Raw genomic sequence first — 19,611 nt, 5'->3', positions numbered from 1 at the left:
GGAGAACACATGACACACCGTATCGGTAACAAGGATATTGCGCAGATGCGCGGCAAAGAGGAAAAAAAGCGGACCCGCGCCTTCAACAAGGCGATGGAAGCTGAAAAGCAGGCCATCGCCCGCGCGAAATACCGCAACCAGGTGAAGGGCCAGGCCGCGCCTGCCGCCTGAGCGTCCCCGGCAAATTACCACCCCGCGCCCACGGCATGCCGTGGGTTTTTTTTGCGTGGTGCATACGAACGGACCGGCGCACGGGAGGCGGGCCGCCGTTCGGCGGATTTCTTCGTCATTCACCGGTGCCGGGCCGCCATTCACCGAAAAGCGGTTTCGCTCGCGACCCGTGCCGCGTATCGTTCCATCATCGATCCGATGGAGGAAACCATGCAAAGCGAGGAAGAGAAGGCAACGATCAAGTTGCGCCGGCAAGTGACCTGGGGCCTGACGCTCGTGGCGTTCGGCGTGGCCTACCTGGTCAATCGCGACGACCATGAAGCCGTGCTGGGGCTGTGGACATACTGGCCGCTGGTGCTGAGCGCATTCGGCCTTGGCAACATGCTGCCCCCGGTCGATGGCCGGCGATTCGTCGACGGCCTGTCGCAGGTGCTGTTCGGCGCCTGGTTTTTCGCCACCTACGAAGGCTGGTGGGGGCTGACCTTCCGTAACAGCTGGCCATTGCTTATCATCGTGGCGGGCGCCGGCATGGTGCTGCAGCCGCTGGCGACACGCTACTTCGATCGCAACCAGGGAGACAAGGCATGAGAACCGGGCGCCAACACAATCCGGCCGCGCAAGTCGTGGTCGGCCTCGCCGTCATCGCGGTGGGGATGCTTTTCCTGTTCGACAATCTCGGCTGGCTCGATGTCGACATGAGCGTACAGTTCTGGCCGGTGGTCCTCATCATCGCGGGCGTCCTGAAAATCATGGGTGCCCGCTCCACGAATGGCAGCCTCATCGGCGGCGCGCTGCTGTTGTCCGGCGCGGTGCTGCTGCTGAAGGGGCTCGGCATCCTGGCGATCGGGTGGAACGTGCTGGCACCGGCGGCGATGATCGGCGTGGGCCTGTTCGTGGTGGCCCGCTCGATCGGGCATCGCCGCGCGGACACGCCTTCCGCGATGCCGCTGAAAGGCCGCGGCGACGATGCCGTCTTCGCCACCGCCATCCTCGGCGCGTACAAGCGCCGCATCACGTCGCAGCAGTTTGCGGGTGGCGAGATCACCGTGATCATGGGCGGTTGCGAACTCGATCTGCGCGAAGCGTCGCTCGAGGGCGAGGCGGTCGTCAACCTTTTCGCACTCATGGGCGGCATCACGATCCAGGTGCCGGTGGACTGGACCGTGCAGCTGGAAGGCGCGCCACTCCTCGGCGGCATCGAGGAATCGACGCTGCGCCCGAAAGACGGTTCGAAGCGCCTGGTCGTGCGCGGGTACGCGATCATGGGCGGCGTGGAAATCCGCAACTGATGGCCGTGCCGCTGTGAGCTGGCTGATCCGGGCCCGGCGCGGGGCGCTGCTGTACCTGCTGGCGTGGCTGATCGTCGGCGCCGTGCTGGGCGGCGTGTGCGCGGTGATGGCGCCGGCGCGCCCCGTCAATGCGCTGCTGTTCGCCATTCCCGGTTCGCTGGTGTATGGCGTGGCCGCCGGCTTCTCCGCGTACTACCTGTGCCGCGCCAATCCGCTGGGTGCGCGGCCACCCGCGATGATCGTGCTGGCGCTGTGCACGGCGGCGGTGCTGGCCGCGTTCATGTGGCTCGCGGTGCTGGGTGGCTGGAACGAACTGACGCTGGCCTTCGGTGTGCACTGGGCCGGCATCGTGCGGACGCCGCTGCTGTCGGCGTTCCTGTTCGCGCTGGGCGCGCTGTTGTACGGCCTGCTGGTGGCGGTGAACTACCTGGCGATCGAATCGGGCCGCGCCCGCAACGCCGAACGGCGCGTGCTGGAATCGAAGCTGATGGCGCAGGACGCGGAATTGCGCATGCTGCGCACGCAGGTCGATCCGCACTTCCTGTTCAACAGCCTCAATTCGGTGAGCGCGCTGACGTCGCAGGACCCGAAAGGCGCGCGCGAGATGACGTTGCTGCTGGCCGGCTTCTTCCGCCGCAGCATGGGCCTGGCGGGGCAGCCGCTGATCACGCTGGCGCAGGAAATGGACCTGGTGCGCGACTTCCTCGCGATCGAGAAAGTGCGCTTCGGCGAGCGGCTCGTCACCGAGGAAGCGCTGGAAAAGGGCGCGCTCGATTGCCTGGTGCCGCCGATGATCATCCAGCCGCTCGTGGAAAACGCGATCAAGCACGGCATCGGCCAGCTGACCGAAGGCGGACTGGTGCTCGTGGCCGCGTGGCGCGACGGTGGCCGGCTGTCGATCACGATCAGCAATACGATCGATGCCGAGATGCAGCAAGTCGGGCAGACAATCGGCTCGAAAACAGGGCCGGAAGCGCAGCGTGGCGTCGGGCTCGCCAACGTGCGCCAGCGGCTGGCCTGCGCCTATCCCAACGCGTCGGCGCTCGAATGGAAGCGGGAAGGGGACACCTTCAGTGTCGAAATCCGCCTGCCGGCACAGACGGCGGAAACGGCTATAAATCACATGGGGAAACAGGATGCGGCTGATCGTGGTGGATGACGAACCCCTGGCGCGCGGCGTGGCGCGCGAATACCTGGCGGCGCATGCCGATATCGAGATCGTGGCCGAATGCGCCAACGGCTTCGAGGCCGTGAAGGCGATCACGGACCTGGCGCCGGACCTGGTGCTGCTCGATATCCAGATGCCCAGGCTCGATGGCTTCGAAGTGGCCGAGCTGGTGGGCAGCAAGACGCGTTTCATCTTCGCCACCGCATTCGACCAGTATGCGATCCGCGCCTTCGAGATCCATGCGCTCGACTACCTGCTGAAACCGTTCAGCCAGGAGCGCTTCGACAGGGCGCTGGCCCATGCGCGCACCAGCCTGGCCAGCGCATTGCCACGGCAGGAGGCAGCCGTGCGCGAAGCCATCGCCGCCCGTGACAGGCCGCTCGGCCGCGTGCTGATCCGCGACGGCGCCCGGGTGCACGTCATCGCCACCGAAAAGATCGCGTGGATCGAGGCGCAGGACGACTACGTGCAGATCCACGCCGACGGCAAGGCCTGGCTGAAGAACGCCACGCTGGGCGAACTCGAGGCGCAGCTCGATCCCGGCCGCTTCCTGCGCATCCACCGCTCCCACCTCGTCAACGTCGACCACGTGGCACGCATCGAACTGGCCGGCAAGGACAGCCATGCCGCCATCCTCGCCGACGGCACGAAGCTGCCGATCAGCCGCAGCGGCTACCAGAAGATCCGCGCCGCCATGCAGTAGCCGCTGGCGCAGAGCCCGTGTCCACCCTGGGGTCAACCCTCAAAGCGGACACGAACTCGGCTGTAATATCCGAAATGACGGCAGAGGCTGTGTCCACTTTCGAGCCTGGCTCCAAGGTGGACACGGACTGGGCTGTCAGCGCGGCACGTGCCACCAGGCGGGCAGCAGGGCGCGGATGTCGGGGCGGGCGAAGCGGTCGTCGATCAGGTGCACGGTGCCCGTGTCGCTCGTGGTGCGGATCACGCGGCCGGCCGCCTGCACGACCTTCTGCATGCCGGGGTACAGGTAGGTGTAATCGTAGCCGGCGCCAAAGATGGCCTGCATCCTTTCCCGGATGCGCTCGTTGACGGGATTGAGTTGCGGCAGCCCCAGCGTGGCGATGAATGCGCCGATCAGCCGCGTGCCAGGCAGGTCGATGCCCTCGCCAAACGCGCCACCGAGCACGGCGAAGCCGACGCCCTGGCCCGTTGCGGTAAAGCGGGCCAGGAAGGCCTCGCGCGCCGTTTCGTCCATGCGGCGCGGCTGGCGCCAGACCGTCACGTGCGGGTGCTCGCGCGCGAACAGGTCGGCGGCCTTGTCCATGTAGTCGAAGCTGCTGAAGAAGGCCAGGTAGTTGCCCGGCTGGCTGTCGTACTGCTCGCCCATCAGGCGCGCGATCGGCGCCAGCGAGCGGTCGCGGTGCTGGTAGCGGGTGGAGATGTGGCCGGCGATGTGCACCGTCAGCTGCGCCGCCTGGAAGGGCGAGGCCACGTCGACCCACGCCGTATCGGCCGGCATGCCCAGCGTGTCGCTGTAATAATTCCACGGGCTCAGCGTGGCGGAAAACAGCGCCGTGGTGCGTGCCGCGGCGAAGCGCGGTTGCAGGAAGGGGGCCGGCACGATATTGCGCAGGCACAGCACCGAGTCGACGCGCGTGCCGCCGCCGGCGCCCCGGTTCGCGATCGTGACGTCGAACACCGAATGCTCGCCGAAACTCTCGGCCAGGCGCGTGAAGTGCAGGACGGCGAAATAAAAATCGAGCACGTCGGCATCGAACCAGGCCGGGTTCTCCGCCATGTAGTCGCCGATGTCGGTGGCCGCCGTCTGCAGCGCGTTGACGAATTTGTCCGGCAGCGCGTCGTAGGCGCGATAATCGCCATCCTGCTCTTTCTCCAGCGCGGACCATTGCCGGTGCACGCGGTCCAGCGCCTTCTTCAGCGCGCCCGGGGCCGTCTTGCGCAGCAGCCGCAATCCGGCATGTTCCAGCTCCGCCGAATACATCTTGCGGGCGCGCGACACCATGTTGTGCGCCTCGTCGGCCAGCACGGCGATGCGCCATTCGTTCATCACGGTCAGCGAATGGAGCATGGCCGTCACGTCGAAATAATAGTTGTAGTCGCCGACGATCACATCGGCCCACCGAACGAGTTCGCTTTGCAGGTAGTACGGGCACACGTCGTGCGCCAGCGCGACCGCCCGCACGCCGGCGCGGTCGAGCATCGGCTCGCGCACCGCGGCCGCGCGGGCTGCGGGCAGTCGGTCGTAAAAACCCTTCGCCAGCGGGCACGATTCGCCGTGGCACGCCTTGTCGGGATGCTCGCAGGCCGTGCTGCGGGCCGCCAGTTCCAGCGTGCGCAGCGGCAGCAGCGGCGCGCCCGCCCTGATCGACTCGACGGCATCGAGCGCCATGCGCCGCCCCGATGTTTTCGCCGCCAGGAAGAAGATCTTGTCGTGGCCATGGGCGGCGGCGGCCTTCAGCAGCGGGAACAGGCTGCCCACGCTCTTGCCGATGCCGGTCGGCGCCTGCGCCAGCAGCGCGCACGAACGGGCGCTGGCCTTGAACATCGCCTCGGCCAGTTCGCGCTGGCCGGGGCGGAAGTCGGCGTGCGGAAAGCGCAGCGCCTTCAGTTGCTCGTCGCGCGCGGCGCGGTGCGCCAGTTCCATTTCCGCCCAGGCCAGGAACAGGCCGCACTGCGCTTCGAAATAGGCCCGCAGCGATGCCGAGGCATGCTCCTCGACGAGATGCGTTTCCTTCTGCGAGCCGATGTCGTAGTACACCAGCGCGAGGCGCAGCGACGGCAAGCCGCGCGCGGCGCACAGCAGGTGGCCATAGACCTTCAACTGCGCCCAATGCAGCGCGCGGTGGTTGCCGGGCATGCGATCGAGCTCGCCGCGGAAGGTCTTGATCTCCTCCAGCTGGTTGCGCTTCGGGTCGTAGCCGTCGGCGCGGCCGCGCACGTGCAGCGGGCCGAAATCGCCGGACAGCGCGATCTCCTTTTCATAATCGTCGTCACGGCGCGACGTGACGACGCCATGCCCGGCGATGCCTTCCTGCGCGGTCGGCGAGGGCGTGAAGCGCAGGTCCAGGTCGCCCGTCTTGGCGGTGAACTCGCACAGCGCGCGCACGGCCACCCTGTAACGGGGTCCCGCCGCGGCCGTGTCCACCGGGCCCGTATTCACGATCTCCACCGTCATTGCGGCGCCCATTGCAGGTAGCAGACGGTGACCGGCATGCGGTGCTGCGCGCAGTAGTCGATCCAGCGCAGCTGGTTGTCCTGCAGGCGGTCGCCGGGGCCCTTTACTTCGATCATGTTGTAGCGGCGCTCGGCCGGCCAGAACTGGATCAGGTCCGGAAAACCTGTGCGGTTGGCTTTCACATCCTGCAGGATGCGCAGGAACGCTTGCTTCAGGTGCGCCGGCGGAATGCAGTGCAGTGCCAGCTCGAGCAGCGTTTCATCCATCGCGCCCCAGAACACGAACGGCGACGAGATGCCCCGCTTGGCTTCCAGGTTGCGCCGGATCGTGGCCGGATAGCTGCCGTCGTCCAGTTGCGCCAGGCAGGCATCGAATTGTGCGGTGCGGCGGCGGTGGAAGTCGGCGCTGTGCAGGTCCGCCGGGCCGTGGTGGAACGGATGGAAGAAGGCGCCGGGAATCGCGGCAAAGACCGCATCCCAGCACAGCAAGCCAAAGAGCGAATTGATCAGGGCATTTTCCACGTAGAAGACGGGCGCTTCCTCGCGGTTCAGGTGGTCGCGCACCACGCCTTCGACCCACCACTGGCCATCCGGCTGGGGCAAGGCGAGGTCGAACCGGCTTGGCGGCGCAGCCTTGCCGGTGCTCCCCCGCGGATGGCCGAGTCGGCGCGCCAGCCGTGGCGCCATGCGCAGCAGGTGCTGCCGCTCCGCTTCGCTTTCCGGCGCCGCCATGGCTGCCTGCAACCGTTCCCAGGCGGCGCCGAACTGCTCGTCCTTTTCCAGCACGCGGATCGCGCGCGCCCGCGCGCCCGGATAGGCGCAGTCGCTGTAGACGGTGCAGGCGCCGGCCCAGTCGCGTAGCTTCTCCAGTTGCTGGCCCAGCTGGAACAGCAGCTTGTGGCGGCGGCTGGCCAGCCATTCGTTGTCCGTGCCGGGCGGCGGCACGTCGCGCAGCACGTCCAGCGGCGCTTCGCCATTGCCGAAACGTTCGCGGCAGGCGTGCAACTGCAGGTAGTCGTCGATGTCGCGGCGCGTGCGAAAGCCCCGCGCCGCTTCCGAGATTTCCACGTGCTCGAAGCGGAACACGCCGAGGTCGGACAGCACGAACTCCGTCCAGTCCTGGTGGTAATTGCCAAAGAAGATCAGCCGCAGCCGGTCGCACAGCGGTTTTGCGACGATGCGGTAGGCTTCGTCCCGCGGCGCACCGTCGCCGCACCATGCCGAGAAGGGCCGCGCGGTGTCGTGCTCCGCGCGCAGCGCCTCCAGCTGCGCTTCCTTGCGGGCCGAGCGCAGCGCGCCGGCCAGCCCGAAGGCCTGGCACAGTTCCGGCTTTTGCAGCAGGTCGAACAGTTCATCGAGCGACATGGCCGGATCGACGACGATCCAGCCGGTTTCCGCCAGCGCCGCGGCGGCGGCGCGGGCGCAGCCGATTTCCTCGTAGACGAGCTTCGAGGCGCGAAACAGCTGCCCCTTGCGCATCACCATGCGCACCAACAGCGCGCGCGATGGCCGGGGCAGGGCGGGGAAGCGGTCGATGAAGTCGCGCTCCTCGCTGTCCAGCAGGTCGGCATAGCGTTCGCCGATCCATTCCAGCACCTGGTGGAAGTTATCCAGGTAGTAAAAAGGGTTTTCGAGGACTGGTTTCATCGGTACTGCGGGGATGCGGGCAATCGGAACGGCGGTAAAAAGAAGCGGCTAACAGTAGTGGCCAAAACAGGCGGCCAAAACAGGCGCAAAAAAAAAAGCGGGAGGGCGATAGCTGTATTTATATACAGTCTATCGCTTCTCCCGCCGCTTGCCCAGCGTTTTATTTTATGCCGGCAATACGCGCAACGACGTCAGTGCTTGGTCTGTCCGGCGCCCTGCTGTTCGGCGAGCGAGGCCGCTTTCGCCAGCTGGTCCTCGAATGCGGCAACGGCCTGGCGCGTGGCCTTGGTGACCTGTTCATAGCCCGCGAAGGCATTGTCGATCGCCGTCTTGACGATTTCCACCGCATTCTCGGAGCCCGGGCGCACGTTCTGCGTCACGTCATAGATCAGCGCCGACAAGTTGCTGCGCGCTTCGGCCAGGTGGGCTTCGGCGGCAGTGCTGAATTCGGTGTGGATTTCGGCGAGGATCTGGCCCAGCTGGTGGTTGTACTCGGCCACGTTGGTCAGGTTCTGCATCCGTGCGCTGGCGGCCGCCATGGCTGCTTTCGGGTCCGTGGCCTGGCTGAGCTCCTTGCCGGCGGCGATGTTCTTTTCGACGCCGCTCCTGGCCGTGTCGATATTCAGTTGCACAACCTGTTCAATGCCCTGGACCGCCTTGCTGGTCAGCGTGTTGAAGGTTTCGAGCTGGAACTCGAACAGGGCTTTCGTCGCTTGGGCAAATTGCTCGGGATTCTGAAACATGTCTCCTCCGTCGGTGTGAAAAAGCTTGTCGGGCCATTATTGAACACGAATCAACTTCTCGCAACGGGAATCCTTGTACGGGCCCAGCAGCTTGCGCCAGCCGGGGCCGAGCGGCGTCTGCGAGCAGACCTTGGCGCCGCTGCCGGTCACGCTTTCCCACAGCCACCAGGGGGCCGGCGCGGCGCCGGCGATGGCGGCCAGCAGCAGGGTACTCAGGAACAGCTTACGTTTCATCGGGGAGCGATCGCGGGAAGGGTCATCGTGAAGGTGCTGCCGGCGCCCGGCGCGCTGCGCACGGCGATCCGGCCACCGAGCACGCCGGTGACGATATTGTGCGTCACGTGCAGGCCCAGGCCGGAACCACCCGCGCCGGGCCGGGTAGTGAAGAAGGGATCATACACCCGTTCGAGATTCCCTGGAGCAATGCCCGCGCCGTTGTCCGCCACGGACAACGCGATCCAGCCATCCTCCAGTGCATGGGCGGCCAGCGTGACGGTGCCGTCGCCGCGCCCGTCCAGCCCGTGGATCACGGCATTCTCGAACAGCGCGGAAACGGCTTGCCCCAGCGGACCGGGATAGCTGTCCATCGCCAGGCCGGGCGCCACTTCCTGCACGACGCGCGGGCGCGGCGGTGCGATGCCGGCCGTCAGCGGCAGCACCAGCTCGGCAATGAATTCATCGAGCCGGAACTGGCGGCGTTGCGAACTGGCCGTGTCGACGGCTACCTGCCGGAAGCTGGCGATCAGCGCGGCGGCACGGCGCAGGTTGCGCACCACGACTTCGTCGGCCTCGCCGGCCTGGGCCAGGAATTGTTCGAGGTCGGAGCGGCGCAGGCCCGCGGCCAGGCCGGCGCGCAGCGCACCCAGGCGTTCGCTCATGGCGCTGGCGATTGTCAGCGTGTTGCCGATCGGCGTGTTCAGTTCGTGGGCCACGCCGGCCACCAGCCCGCCCAGCGCGGCCAGCTTGTCGCGCCGCACCAGCTCGGCCTGGGTCTTGCGCAAGTCGTCCAGCGCCGCGGCCAGTCCGGCGCTGGCCAGTTCGGCCCTTTCCTTCGCACTGAGCAGCTCGGCCGTGCGCGCCGCCACCAGGTCTTCCAGGTGATGGCGGTGGCGCGCCAGTTCCGCCTCGCGGCGCATGCGTTCGATGGCGATGCCGGCCAGGTGCACGGCCACGGCAATCAGCCGCTCGTCGTCGGCGCGTGGCAGGCGAATATCGCGGTAATACATGGCAAACGACCCGAGCACGGTAGCGGACGAACCGAGCGCCATTGGGCGGTCGGTCATGATCGGCATGGCCCAGCACGCGTGCAAGCCATGCCTGGCGGCGAGTTGGTGCCAGCCGTTCCACAGCGGGTCGTGGTGGATGTCGGCCACCACCACGGGTTCGCGGCGGAACATCGCGGTCCCGCACGAGCCGGCCGAAGGGCCGATCGGCTGGCCATCGAACACCTGCAGGAACTCCGGCGGCAGGCTGGGCGCGGCGCCGCCGCGGACGGTTACGCCATCCTCGTCGAGCAGCAGCACGGTGCAGACGAGGCCCGGTGCCTGGCCTTCGATCAGGCGCAGCAGGTTGTCCAGGATATCCTGCAGGGGCGCGCCGCGCGCGATCATCTCCAGCAGCCGGTTCTGTCCCGCCCGCAGCGCCTCGGCAACGCGCTGGCCCGTCACATCCGCGACGCGCATGTGCAGCAGCCGCATGTCGGCCTTTTGCAGCACGACCAGGCGCAGCTCGCCATCGATATGGCGCCCGCTGCTGTGCTGGAACGTCAGCGGAAAGATGCGGATATCGCCGGACAGGCCACGCGTGACCAGCGCGGCGACCGCATCGGCCGACGCCATGCCATCGGGCTGGCGGGGCGGGCACAGGTCCGCCAGCCGCATGCGCATCAATTCCGCGCCGCTGCGCCCGAACATCCGCTCGGCATTGCGGTTCACGTCCACCGGCAGGCCGCGCGCCGCGTCGTACAGCAGGATCGCGTCGGGCGAGCCGGCCAGCAGCGCGTGGTAATTGACTTCGAGGTTGCCGGTATCGAGCGGGCCCCCGACCGGCAGCCAGGCATGGCGCGCGGTGAGTTCGACGGTCACTTTCTCCACCACGTCCTCGGGGGCGCAAGGCAGCCGCAGGTAGCCCACGGCGCCGGCGTGCAGCGCCTGTTCCTGTTCCTCGTCGGAAGGTGCGGCCGACATGACCAGCACGGGTGCCGTGCCGGCCAGTCGCGCGCACAGTTCCATCCGCGCGCTGCCGGCCAGGGCGGCATCGAGGAGCACGAGTGCCACGTGGCCATCCGGGCGCGGCTCGCAGACGGCCGCCAGCGCGGTGTCGCCGCGGTTGACCACGCCGATGCGGAACCCGGCATGGGCAAGCGCATCTTCCAGCGCCGGGAACGCGGTGGCGCTGGCGATCAGGATGGTGTTCAGCGTGTCCGATGGGGGCAGGGTGACCATGGGCAGAGTGTAGACCATGTGGCGCGCATGGTGGCCGGCGCAGTGGCCAACGCGGCGCAGGAAAGAGAAACGCCACCGGCTCCTGCGAGCCGGCGGCGTTTCTCAAGGCTTCCTGCGAAGCCGGTATCCGGTAGAGTGGTGCCCACGGAGGGACTCGAACCCCCACACCTTGCGGCACATGGACCTGAACCATGCGCGTCTACCAATTCCGCCACGTGGGCACTGCTGCTTCTCTAGTATTGCCTGCCAGTTATTACTGACTACTGCGTGTAATGAAAACAGGACTTGGTGCCCACGGAGGGACTCGAACCCCCACACCTTGCGGCACATGGACCTGAACCATGCGCGTCTACCAATTCCGCCACGTGGGCCCTGTTTTCTTACTTCGTTGCGTTGTTCAGCAACAGAAGGCACGCATCTTAAAGGCCGCAACCGGATCCGTCAACTTCATTTTTTGTTTTTGCGAAATACTGCCGGTTTCCGTGCCGCTTTGCCTACCGATCTGCGCAGGGCGCGGCCACCGAGCACCAGCAGGCCGGCGCCCAGCATCGCGCAGGTCGACGGTTCCGGAATGGGCGACACGTCCCATCCGATCACATCCATTGCCAGCAGGTCGTCCGGCGAGATCGCCAGCGCCTCGCCCAGGCCGGCGGTCGGGTCCATCAGCCCGATGAACAGGTCGTCCTTCCAGTGGCTGGCCTGTCGACCGTCACCGAACATCACGCCATTGGAGAACCGCGGGCCGGCCGTGGCGCCGCCATCGATCGAAAAAAACTTGTCGCGGTTGTCGGCGCTCCAGTCGATTACGCCCAGCGCGGCGGATTGCGCCGAATAACGGAACATGTCCAGGCCGGATACCCACGTGAAGTCGTTGTCCGGGAACAGGTTCGGCGGGGTGGCATTGTTGTCCAGGATGTCCACGCCGCTGACGAATCCCAGCGCGTGGCCGATCTCGTGCGCGGCCGTGCCGATGAAGTCGTAGGCGGTCGCACTGACACCGTCGGTCGGGTTGAAATCGAACGTGAAGTTGCTGTTGAACTGGATGAACGCGTCGCATGGTCCGAGGCAGCCGCTCAGCGTCTGGGCCCGCGTGGCCAGGCCGATCGCCTTGGCCTCGGCGGTGGTGACGCGCACGAAGGCATTGTTGGCGTCGGCATCATTGTCGAGCCAGGGCGTGGCACTGCCGGGGCCGTTTGGATTGTTCGACGTGCGGTTCAGCAGCATGCCGAAGGTGTTGCCGCCCGCCAGGCTGGCGGTGGCCGTGGTGTCGAAGGTCGATGTGATGTCGTTCACCAGTTCTTGCCGGAAGGCCGAGTAGGAGTACGCCTGCCTCGCGGACTGGGCTTGACCCAGCACGCCAGGGCTGAGCGGGTTGAAGCCCACCGTGAGGTTGATCGTCACGTCGTCGGCAAGCAGGTTGGACCAGCGCGTGGCTGCCGCGATGAATCCCTGTTGCGCCTGTGCCGACGTGCCGGGCGTGAACTGGAAATTGAAGACCGGCACGGCGCCGGCGGGGCCGGCTGCAACGGCGGCCGTGGCCAGTGTGATGGCGGTCAGCAGCGTTTTCATGGCGTACTCCCTGTGGTTGGACGACAGGGAGCAGGCAAGAAGCGTGCACAGGCGTGCCGCCAGAGGGGGAGGGCATGCGCCTGCGGCGTGGCAGGCGAAAGAAATGGGCGAGCGTCAAATAGTCCGACGCAAAAGAAAAGAGCCGTGAATCCTGCGATTCACGGCTCTTTTCATGTATCCGGTAGAGTGGTGCCCACGGAGGGACTCGAACCCCCACACCTTGCGGCACATGGACCTGAACCATGCGCGTCTACCAATTCCGCCACGTGGGCACTGCTTGCTCATTTCCCGCTGCGCTGTACTGCAACGAGGCACGCATCATAACGGCCCGGACGCGATCGGGCAAGAGGGAATTATGCCTTTTAGCAAATATTGCCTGAGGGCCGTGCTCCCGATGCCTACGCCACCCACCGGATCGCCGTTACGCTGCCGTCGTCGATTTGCGCGCCGATTTGCGCGCTGCCCGGCCGCCCAGCAGCATCAGGCCGGCACCCAGCATCGCATACGTCGACGGCTCGGGAACCGGCGACACATCCCACCCGATCGCATCCATGGCCACCAGGTCTTCCTGCGAGATCGTCAGTACTTCGCCCAGGCCGGCGGTAGGGTCCATCAGGCCGATGTATTTATCGTCCAGCCAGTGACTGGCCTGGTTGCCGTCGCCGAACTCGCGGCCGGTGGAAAATGGCGCGATGGCCGTGACGCCGCCGTCGATCGAGAAGTATTTCTCGCGCTTGTCCGCCGTCCAGTCGATCACGCCCAGGGCCGCGCTCTGCTCGGAAAAGCGGAACAGGTCGAGCCCGGAAACGAGAAAGGCATCATCGGCATACAGCTCCGGCAGCGTGCCGACGAAGTCCAGGTCGTCCACGCCGCTGGAGAAGCCCAGCGCGTGGCCGATCTCGTGCGCGGCCACCCCGATGAAATCGAACGCGTCCGCGCGAACGCCGTCGTGCGGGTTGAAGTCGAAGTTGAAGTCGCTGTTGAAGCGGATGAAGCCATCGCACGTGCCGATGCAGCCGGCCAGCGACTGCGGCAGCTCGCCCAGGCCGGCGGCCTTGGCCTCGGCGCTCGTGACCGTCACGAAAGCGTTGTTGAAGCCGCCATTGTTGTCGAGGTAGGGCTTGGCGCTGCCGGCACCGTGCGGGTTGTTCGCCGTGCGGTTCGTCAGCACGCCGAAGGTGGCGGTACTGGGCAGGTTGCTGGTGGCGATGGCATCGACATGGGACGTGGCATCCCGGACCAGCGCTCCCCGCACATCCGAATAGTCGGTGTACAGCAGCGCCGAGTGCGTCTCGCCGATGATCCTGTCGCCCAGCGGATTGAAGCCCACCGTGAGATTGATCGTGACATTGTCGGTCAGTACGCTCGACCAGCGTGCAGCCGCGGCGATGAACCCTTGCTGCGCCTCGATCGACGTGCCTGCCGTGAACTGGAAGTTGAACACCGGCGCGGCGGCGGCGGAGCCGGCCGCGGCAACGGCGCAGGCCATGGCAATGGCGGTTACGAGTTTTTTCATGACATCCCCTGTATTAGTTGTTGGGCGAAACCCGCCGACAGGACATGGCTATATGACCGCCACATCTGCCGGACAGGATTCACCGTCGCGGATAGCGCTAACAAAAAGCGCGATGATTTTCCGCGGAAAGAGGATATCGGCCAAGCGCCAGCTCAGCAATAGAAAAATGCCTTTTTATAAACAATTATCTGGCAACGAGGGGGGGCAGGCTTATCGGGTGGCCTGAAATGACAAAAGCCGTGAATCTTTCGATTCACGGCTTTTGTCGGGGCTTGCGCCCGGTATCCGGTAGAGTGGTGCCCACGGAGGGACTCGAACCCCCACACCTTGCGGCACATGGACCTGAACCATGCGCGTCTACCAATTCCGCCACGTGGGCACTGATTTGCTTGCAACTCCTGCTATCATACTGCCATGGAGAGTTTTGCGCCAGATGAACTTTCATTCCACGCTGCACATCCACTCTGTTACGGCTCATCTACTACTACCCATCAACAATCCCAGTAAAACTGCGATCGCTGCGAGAGCCAGGATTATAGAGTAATCTTTTCGAAAGTCAAAGGGGTCCGTAAAAGTGCCCGGGGCGCACGTTCCAATTGCCCGCGTTAGGCAAACCGGCGCGCCTCCGGTACACTACGCTGCCACCTTTCCCTCACGATCATCCTAATAAGACCAAAGAATAGTTTTGAACCAGACGATCCATACCATCCCCAGCCGCGAGGAAATCCTCGGCATCTTCCGTAGCGCCAGTGCGCCGCTTGATCTGCGCACGCTTTCCATGTCGCTCGGTGTGAAATCCGATTCGCAGGAGGTGCTGACGCGCCGCCTGAATGCGATGGAGCGCGACGGCCAGATCCGTTCGGACGGCAGCGGCTTCTATGTATTGGCCGACCATTCCGATTTCGTGTCGGGACGCGTGAGCGCGCACCGCGACGGCTTCGGTTTCGTGATTCCCGACGAACCGGGCGACGACCTGTTCCTGTCCGAGCGCGAAATGCAGAAGGTGCTGCATGGCGACAAGGTCATGGCGAAAGTCACCGGCTACGATCGCCGCGGCCGCCCGGAAGGCACCATCGTCGAGGTGGTCCAGCGCGGCAACACGCACGTCATCGGCCGCCTGCTGAAGGATAACGGCGTGTGGATCGTGGCGCCCGAGGACAAGCGCATCGGCCAGGATATCCTGCTGGCCGGGTCGCCCGGCAAGGCCAAGAGCGGCCAGATCGTCAGTGTCGAACTGACCGAGCAGCCGGGCCGCTTCAAGCAACCCGTGGGCAAGATCGTCGAAGTGCTGGGCGACATGGACGATCCCGGCATGGAAATCGAGATCGCCGTGCGCAAGTTCGGCGTGCCGCACGTGTTCTCCGACGCGGCGCTGAAGCAGGCCGCCAGGCTGCCGGACGTGGTGCATGAAAAGGACTGGGGCGACCGTGTCGACCTGCGCGACGTGCCCCTGGTCACGATCGATGGCGAGGATGCGCGCGACTTCGATGACGCCGTGTATTGCGAACCCGTGAAAGTGGGCCGTGCCAATGCCTTCCGCCTGATCGTGGCGATCGCCGACGTTTCCCATTACGTGAAGCCGAACGACGCCCTCGATGCGGACGCGATCGAACGCAGCACGTCGGTGTACTTCCCGCGCCGGGTGATCCCGATGCTGCCGGAAAAGCTGTCGAACGGGCTGTGCTCGCTGAACCCGGCCGTCGACCGCCTCACGCTCGTCTGCGATGCCGTGGTCACCGCCGAGGGCGAGATCAAGGCCTACCAGTTCTACCCGGCCGTGATCCACTCCGCCGCGCGGTTCACGTACACGGAAGTGGCGGCGATCCTGTCGAACACGAAAGGCCCGGAGGCGGCGAAACGCGCCCACCTCGTGCCGCACCTGCAAAGCCTGTATGCCGTCTATCACGCGCTGCTGAAGGCGCGCCTGGAACGGGGCGCCATCGATTTCGAAACGACCGAAACCTACATCGTCTGCAACCCGGCCGGCAAGATCGAGAAGATCATCCCGCGCACGCGCAACGATGCGCACAAGCTGATCGAGGAGTGCATGCTGGCCGCGAACGTGTGCGCGGCCGACCTGTTGTTGCGCCACAAGCACCCCGGCACCTACCGCATCCACGCCGCGCCGACCAAGGAAAAGCTCACGCAGGTGCGCGAGTTCCTGAAGCAGGTGGGCCTGTCGCTGGGCGGCGGCGATACGCCGGTGGCCGGCGATTACGCCGAGCTGATGCGCAAGATCAAGGAGCGGCCGGATGCGAGCCTGCTGCAGACGATGCTGCTGCGCTCGATGCAGCAGGCCGTCTACAGCCCGGAAAACATCGGCCACTTCGGCCTGGCGTACGAAGCCTATGCGCACTTCACCAGCCCGATCCGCCGCTACCCCGACCTGCTCACGCACCGCTCGATCAAGGCGATCCTGCAAGGCAAGAAATACGAGCCGAAGGTCGAGGACAAGAGCGTGCTGAACACCACCGTGTCCAACGCCACGCGCCGCCAGCAGGTGAAGGACAAGGCCGCCGGCAAGGAACCGAAGGCGGCGCGCGACCTGACCGTGTGGGACGCGCTGGGCGTGCACTGTTCGGCCAACGAACGGCGCGCCGACGAGGCATCGCGCGACGTCGAGGCCTGGCTGAAGTGCTACTTCATGCAGGACAAGCTGGGTGAGGAATTCAGCGGCCTGATCACCGGCGTGACCACGTTCGGCATCTTCGTGCAGCTGGACCAGCTGTTCGTCGAAGGCCTGGTGCACGTGACGGACCTGGGCGCCGATTTCTTCCAGTACGACGATGCCCGCCACGAATTGCGCGGCGAGCGCACCGGCAAGCGCTACCAGTTGACCGACCGCGTCATGGTGCAGGTGGTGCGCGTCGACCTCGAGTCGCGCAAGATCGACCTGCGCCTGGCACCGAGCGAGACCGCCGGCATGCCACCCCCGGCGCCCCGTAACGGGCGCAAGGGCCAGTCGTTCGACGACGACGGCTTCGGCAACGACGACGTGAAACCACGTCGCGGCAACTCGCGCGGTGGCCAATCGCGTGGCGGCGCGGGCGGCAAGGGTGGCGGGCGCAACGCGGGCGGCGGCAGGAACGCCGGTCCGGCGTTCGGCCAGGACAGCGCGCCGCGCATGGTCGCGGACGAAGCCGTCGCGCAGCAGAAGGGCAGGGGCAAACGCGGCGGCAACGACGTGTTCGAACCTGCTCCTGCGAGGGCGGCTGCCCCCGCACCGGCGCCTTCGGTTGCGCCCTCCATTACGCTGTTGCCGCAATTCGAGGCTGAACCAAATGCGAAGAGCCGCGGCAAGACGGCCAAGGCCACCGCACCCGCCAAGAGCGGCAAGACCCGTGCCGCGTCCGGCACGGCGGCCAAGCCTGCCGCCAAAGCAGGCGGCAAGGCTCGCAAGAAATCATGATCCCACGCCGCGGCGCCTGCCGCGGCGCTTTTCCCCCAGCACTACCCCGGCGACGCCGTTTGCCATATAAGAACCCCGTACCATGTCCAAGAACAAAATGATTTTCGGCTTCCATGCCGTGACCTCGCGCCTGCGCCACGAAGCCTCGTCGGTCGAGGAGATCTTCGTCGATGCCGCGCGCGACGACCGCCGCATGAAAGACCTGATCGCCAACGCCAAGTCGGCCGGCGTGCGCGTGATGCCCGTCGACTCGGCCCGCCTCGACAAGATCGTCGGCACGCGCCGCCACCAGGGCGTGATCGCCTTCGCATCGCAACTGGCGCTGGCGCGCAACCTCGACGAGCTGCTCGACGCGATCGAAGGCCCGCCACTGCTGCTGGTACTGGACGGCATCACCGACCCGCACAACCTGGGCGCCTGCCTGCGCGTGGCCGACGGTGTCGGCGCGCATGCCGTGATCGTGCCGAAAGACCGCGCGGTCGGCCTGAACGCCACGGCCGCCAAGGTGGCCAGCGGCGCCGCCGAGACCGTGCCCTACATCACGGTGACGAACCTGGCGCGCACGCTGCGCGAGCTGAAGGAGCGCGACATCTGGCTGATCGGCACGTCCGACGACGGCGAAAAAGGCCTGTACGAAGCCGACTTCACGGGCCCGACGGCGCTGGTGATGGGCTCCGAAGGCGAAGGCATGCGGCGCCTCACGCGCGAAACGTGCGACGTGCTGGTGAGCATTCCCATGTTCGGTTCCGTCGAGAGCCTGAACGTGTCGGTGGCGTCGGGCGTGTGCCTGTACGAAGCGCGCCGGCAGCGCATCGCAAAAGAGGGCTGACAAGCGCCTGGCCGGCGGAGAACGGCCGCGCCGCAGTGCCGGTCGCCATGGCGGGCGCATCCTGCAAGTTGCTTGCCGATGCGCTACCATCGTGATCCGACCGATACTGTTTCCACCCATGTTCCGCCACCTGCGCCAAGACATCCGCAGCATCATCGAACGCGATCCCGCCGCCCGCAACGCCTGGGAGGTGCTGACGTGTTACCCCGGCCTGCACGCAATCATCGCGCACCGCTGGGCGCACTGGTGCTGGACGCACGGGCTGAAATGGCCGGGCCGCTTCATCAGCTCGCTCGCGCGCATCGTCACCGGCATCGAGATCCACCCCGGCGCCAGGATCGGCCGGCGCGTGTTCATCGATCACGGTTTCGGTGTCGTGGTGGGCGAAACGGCGGAGATCGGCGACGACTGCACGATCTACCAGGGTGTCACGCTGGGCGGCACGTCGCTGTCGCCGGGCAAGAAACGCCATCCCACGCTGGAGCGCGGCGTCATCGTCGGTGCCGGCGCCCAGGTGCTGGGCAGCTTCACGGTGGGCGAATATGCCAAGGTGGGTTCCAACGCCGTGCTGCTGAAACCCGTGCCGCCCGGCGCTACGGCCGTCGGCAATCCTGCCCATGTCGTGCAGAAGCATGACACCAACGCGCAGCGCCCGTTCGCGGCCTACGGCGTCACGCCGAACGGCGACGATCCCCTGTCGAAGGCGCTGCACGGGCTGATCAACCATGCGGCGGCGCAGGAGCGGCAGATCGAGCGCATCGTCGCGCTGCTGAAGGAAAACGGCTTGCCATGCGGGGACATCGAATCCGTCGGCAAGTCCGACCCCGCCCAGCTGAACAAGTTGGTCGACTGAAGAATGATGAGCAAGGAGATGCGATGACCGATGCAGTGAACAGTGGCGTGACAGCGGCGCCGGCGGATGTGCCGTCCGATACGCTGGACCCGTTCGAGATCCGCGTGCTGGCCGTGCTGGCCGAAAAGGAAGCGCTGACGCCCGATAACTATCCGATGTCGCTCAATGCGCTGACCAATGGCTGCAACCAGCTGTCCAGCCGCGACCCCGTGATGCAGATCTCGGAAGAAACGGTGGCCGACGTGCTGGCCCGGCTGACCGAGCGCCGCCTCGTCAATGCCGTGGCGGCGGCCGGCGCCCGCGTCACGAAGTACGAGCATCGCATGCGCATCAAGTGGTCGCTTGAGCAGGACAAGCTGGCCGTGCTCACGATCCTGATGCTGCGCGGCCACCAGACGGCGGGCGAGATCCGCACGCGCACGGGCCGCCTGCACGAGTTCAAATCGGTGGCGGACGTCGAGCAGGCGCTGCAATTCTTGATCGACAAGTACCCGCCGGTCGTGGCGAAGCTGGCGCTGGCGCCGGGCACGAAGGAGCCGCGCTATGGCCAGTTGCTGGGTGGCGAAATCCAGCTGGCGCGGGAAGAGGCCGGATACGGCACGGCGTCGGTGGCGCCCGGTGGCGCATCGCGCGGCGACCGCGTGGCGCAGCTGGAGCTGGAAGTGCAGCAGTTGCGCGCCGACTATGCGGCGCTGGCGGAGCAGTTCGAACAGTTCAAGCGGCAGTTCGAGTAAGCGGCTGCCGCCGACGCTGTGCAAGCGACATGATGAGTGAACGGCCGCCTGACACCGGGGGTGCAGGCGGCAATGTGAATGTA

The 19,611-nt window shown here is 66.2% G+C and carries 17 protein-coding genes and 4 tRNA genes; 10 read left to right on the top strand and 11 right to left on the bottom strand.

The window, feature by feature from the left end; translation table 11 throughout:
- Positions 1–9: 9 nt before the first annotated feature.
- The 5 genes from EWM63_RS31675 (at position 10) to EWM63_RS02425 (ending at position 3,331) form a co-directional block, all read left to right on the top strand.
- Complete coding sequence (locus EWM63_RS31675; RefSeq protein ID WP_165390736.1) at positions 10–171, top strand: hypothetical protein; 162 nt, start codon at positions 10–12, stop codon at positions 169–171.
- A gap of 210 nt (positions 172–381) precedes the next feature.
- On the top strand, positions 382–759 hold the full coding sequence (locus EWM63_RS02440; RefSeq protein WP_130185122.1) for a LiaF transmembrane domain-containing protein: 378 nt from the start codon (positions 382–384) through the stop codon (positions 757–759).
- Positions 756–1,460, top strand: a complete 705-nt coding sequence (locus EWM63_RS02435) for a LiaF transmembrane domain-containing protein (protein WP_130185121.1) — start codon at positions 756–758, stop codon at positions 1,458–1,460. Before EWM63_RS02440 ends, EWM63_RS02435 begins: the two co-directional genes overlap by 4 nt.
- A gap of 13 nt (positions 1,461–1,473) precedes the next feature.
- Positions 1,474–2,619: a sensor histidine kinase gene (locus EWM63_RS02430; protein WP_229487690.1), complete on the top strand. Its 1,146-nt coding sequence runs from the start codon at positions 1,474–1,476 to the stop codon at positions 2,617–2,619.
- Complete coding sequence (locus tag EWM63_RS02425; protein WP_130185120.1) at positions 2,597–3,331, top strand: LytR/AlgR family response regulator transcription factor; 735 nt, start codon at positions 2,597–2,599, stop codon at positions 3,329–3,331. The genes EWM63_RS02430 and EWM63_RS02425 overlap by 23 nt, the downstream gene beginning before the upstream one ends.
- A 135-nt stretch (positions 3,332–3,466) precedes the next feature.
- Here the strand turns inward: EWM63_RS02425 and EWM63_RS02420 are convergent, their stop codons facing one another.
- The 10 genes from EWM63_RS02420 to EWM63_RS02375 all read right to left on the bottom strand — a co-directional run bounded on the left by EWM63_RS02420 (position 3,467) and on the right by EWM63_RS02375 (position 13,703).
- On the bottom strand, positions 3,467–5,785 hold the full coding sequence (locus EWM63_RS02420) for an ATP-dependent DNA helicase (RefSeq protein ID WP_130185119.1): 2,319 nt from the start codon (positions 5,783–5,785) through the stop codon (positions 3,467–3,469).
- Positions 5,782–7,431: a VRR-NUC domain-containing protein gene (locus EWM63_RS02415; protein WP_130185118.1), complete on the bottom strand. Its 1,650-nt coding sequence runs from the start codon at positions 7,429–7,431 to the stop codon at positions 5,782–5,784. Before EWM63_RS02415 ends, EWM63_RS02420 begins: the two co-directional genes overlap by 4 nt.
- A gap of 191 nt (positions 7,432–7,622) precedes the next feature.
- On the bottom strand, positions 7,623–8,174 hold the full coding sequence (locus EWM63_RS02410; RefSeq protein WP_130185117.1) for a phasin family protein: 552 nt from the start codon (positions 8,172–8,174) through the stop codon (positions 7,623–7,625).
- 36 nt (positions 8,175–8,210) lie between these two features.
- Positions 8,211–8,408: a hypothetical protein gene (locus tag EWM63_RS02405; RefSeq protein ID WP_130185116.1), complete on the bottom strand. Its 198-nt coding sequence runs from the start codon at positions 8,406–8,408 to the stop codon at positions 8,211–8,213.
- Positions 8,405–10,636, bottom strand: coding sequence for an ATP-binding protein (locus EWM63_RS02400; protein ID WP_229487688.1), 2,232 nt, complete (start codon positions 10,634–10,636; stop codon positions 8,405–8,407). Before EWM63_RS02400 ends, EWM63_RS02405 begins: the two co-directional genes overlap by 4 nt.
- A 118-nt stretch (positions 10,637–10,754) precedes the next feature.
- A tRNA-Leu gene (locus EWM63_RS02395) sits at positions 10,755–10,839 on the bottom strand.
- Between the two features lie 65 nt (positions 10,840–10,904).
- Positions 10,905–10,989, bottom strand: a tRNA-Leu gene (locus tag EWM63_RS02390).
- A 76-nt stretch (positions 10,990–11,065) separates the two neighbouring features.
- On the bottom strand, positions 11,066–12,187 hold the full coding sequence (locus EWM63_RS02385) for an NF038122 family metalloprotease (RefSeq protein ID WP_130185115.1): 1,122 nt from the start codon (positions 12,185–12,187) through the stop codon (positions 11,066–11,068).
- Between the two features lie 187 nt (positions 12,188–12,374).
- Positions 12,375–12,459, bottom strand: a tRNA-Leu gene (locus EWM63_RS02380).
- A 149-nt stretch (positions 12,460–12,608) separates the two neighbouring features.
- On the bottom strand, positions 12,609–13,703 hold the full coding sequence (locus EWM63_RS02375) for an NF038122 family metalloprotease (protein WP_130185114.1): 1,095 nt from the start codon (positions 13,701–13,703) through the stop codon (positions 12,609–12,611).
- Here EWM63_RS02375 and EWM63_RS02370 point away from each other — a divergent pair.
- Positions 13,702–13,929, top strand: coding sequence for a hypothetical protein (locus EWM63_RS02370; RefSeq protein WP_130185113.1), 228 nt, complete (start codon positions 13,702–13,704; stop codon positions 13,927–13,929). The two genes, EWM63_RS02375 and EWM63_RS02370, sit on opposite strands and share 2 nt — an antisense overlap.
- 68 nt (positions 13,930–13,997) lie before the next feature.
- Here EWM63_RS02370 and EWM63_RS02365 read toward each other — a convergent pair.
- Positions 13,998–14,082 (bottom strand) — tRNA-Leu (locus tag EWM63_RS02365).
- Between the two features lie 306 nt (positions 14,083–14,388).
- Here EWM63_RS02365 and rnr point away from each other — a divergent pair.
- The 4 genes from rnr (at position 14,389) to EWM63_RS02345 (ending at position 19,528) form a co-directional block, all read left to right on the top strand.
- Complete coding sequence (gene rnr, locus EWM63_RS02360; RefSeq protein WP_229487687.1) at positions 14,389–17,112, top strand: ribonuclease R; 2,724 nt, start codon at positions 14,389–14,391, stop codon at positions 17,110–17,112.
- A gap of 82 nt (positions 17,113–17,194) precedes the next feature.
- A complete protein-coding gene (rlmB, locus tag EWM63_RS02355) occupies positions 17,195–17,941 on the top strand; it encodes a 23S rRNA (guanosine(2251)-2'-O)-methyltransferase RlmB (RefSeq protein WP_130185112.1) in 747 nt (248 codons plus the stop codon).
- A 118-nt stretch (positions 17,942–18,059) separates the two neighbouring features.
- Positions 18,060–18,794 carry a serine O-acetyltransferase gene (cysE, locus tag EWM63_RS02350; RefSeq protein WP_130190134.1) on the top strand — a complete coding sequence of 245 codons (735 nt, stop codon included), beginning with the start codon at positions 18,060–18,062 and terminating at the stop codon, positions 18,792–18,794.
- A 23-nt stretch (positions 18,795–18,817) separates the two neighbouring features.
- Positions 18,818–19,528, top strand: coding sequence for a YceH family protein (locus EWM63_RS02345; RefSeq protein WP_130185111.1), 711 nt, complete (start codon positions 18,818–18,820; stop codon positions 19,526–19,528).
- Positions 19,529–19,611: the final 83 nt, after the last annotated feature.

Origin of the sequence: Pseudoduganella lutea, assembly GCF_004209755.1 — a bacterium.
Taxonomy (GTDB): Bacteria; Pseudomonadota; Gammaproteobacteria; order Burkholderiales; family Burkholderiaceae_D; genus Rugamonas; species Rugamonas lutea.
This window is presented reverse-complemented; position numbering and strand designations above follow the sequence as displayed.

Coding starts and splice junctions, on each gene's coding strand:
- EWM63_RS02400 (WP_229487688.1), bottom strand. CDS start 10,636: ATGGTCTACACTCTGCCCATGGTCACCCTGCCCCCATCGGACACGCTG.
- EWM63_RS02435 (WP_130185121.1), top strand. CDS start 756: ATGAGAACCGGGCGCCAACACAATCCGGCCGCGCAAGTCGTGGTCGGC.
- EWM63_RS02385 (WP_130185115.1), bottom strand. CDS start 12,187: ATGAAAACGCTGCTGACCGCCATCACACTGGCCACGGCCGCCGTTGCA.
- EWM63_RS02425 (WP_130185120.1), top strand. CDS start 2,597: ATGCGGCTGATCGTGGTGGATGACGAACCCCTGGCGCGCGGCGTGGCG.
- rlmB (WP_130185112.1), top strand. CDS start 17,195: ATGTCCAAGAACAAAATGATTTTCGGCTTCCATGCCGTGACCTCGCGC.
- EWM63_RS02405 (WP_130185116.1), bottom strand. CDS start 8,408: ATGAAACGTAAGCTGTTCCTGAGTACCCTGCTGCTGGCCGCCATCGCC.
- EWM63_RS31675 (WP_165390736.1), top strand. CDS start 10: ATGACACACCGTATCGGTAACAAGGATATTGCGCAGATGCGCGGCAAA.
- EWM63_RS02375 (WP_130185114.1), bottom strand. CDS start 13,703: ATGAAAAAACTCGTAACCGCCATTGCCATGGCCTGCGCCGTTGCCGCG.
- cysE (WP_130190134.1), top strand. CDS start 18,060: ATGTTCCGCCACCTGCGCCAAGACATCCGCAGCATCATCGAACGCGAT.
- EWM63_RS02345 (WP_130185111.1), top strand. CDS start 18,818: ATGACCGATGCAGTGAACAGTGGCGTGACAGCGGCGCCGGCGGATGTG.
- EWM63_RS02420 (WP_130185119.1), bottom strand. CDS start 5,785: ATGACGGTGGAGATCGTGAATACGGGCCCGGTGGACACGGCCGCGGCG.
- EWM63_RS02370 (WP_130185113.1), top strand. CDS start 13,702: ATGACATCCCCTGTATTAGTTGTTGGGCGAAACCCGCCGACAGGACAT.
- EWM63_RS02410 (WP_130185117.1), bottom strand. CDS start 8,174: ATGTTTCAGAATCCCGAGCAATTTGCCCAAGCGACGAAAGCCCTGTTC.
- EWM63_RS02440 (WP_130185122.1), top strand. CDS start 382: ATGCAAAGCGAGGAAGAGAAGGCAACGATCAAGTTGCGCCGGCAAGTG.
- EWM63_RS02415 (WP_130185118.1), bottom strand. CDS start 7,431: ATGAAACCAGTCCTCGAAAACCCTTTTTACTACCTGGATAACTTCCAC.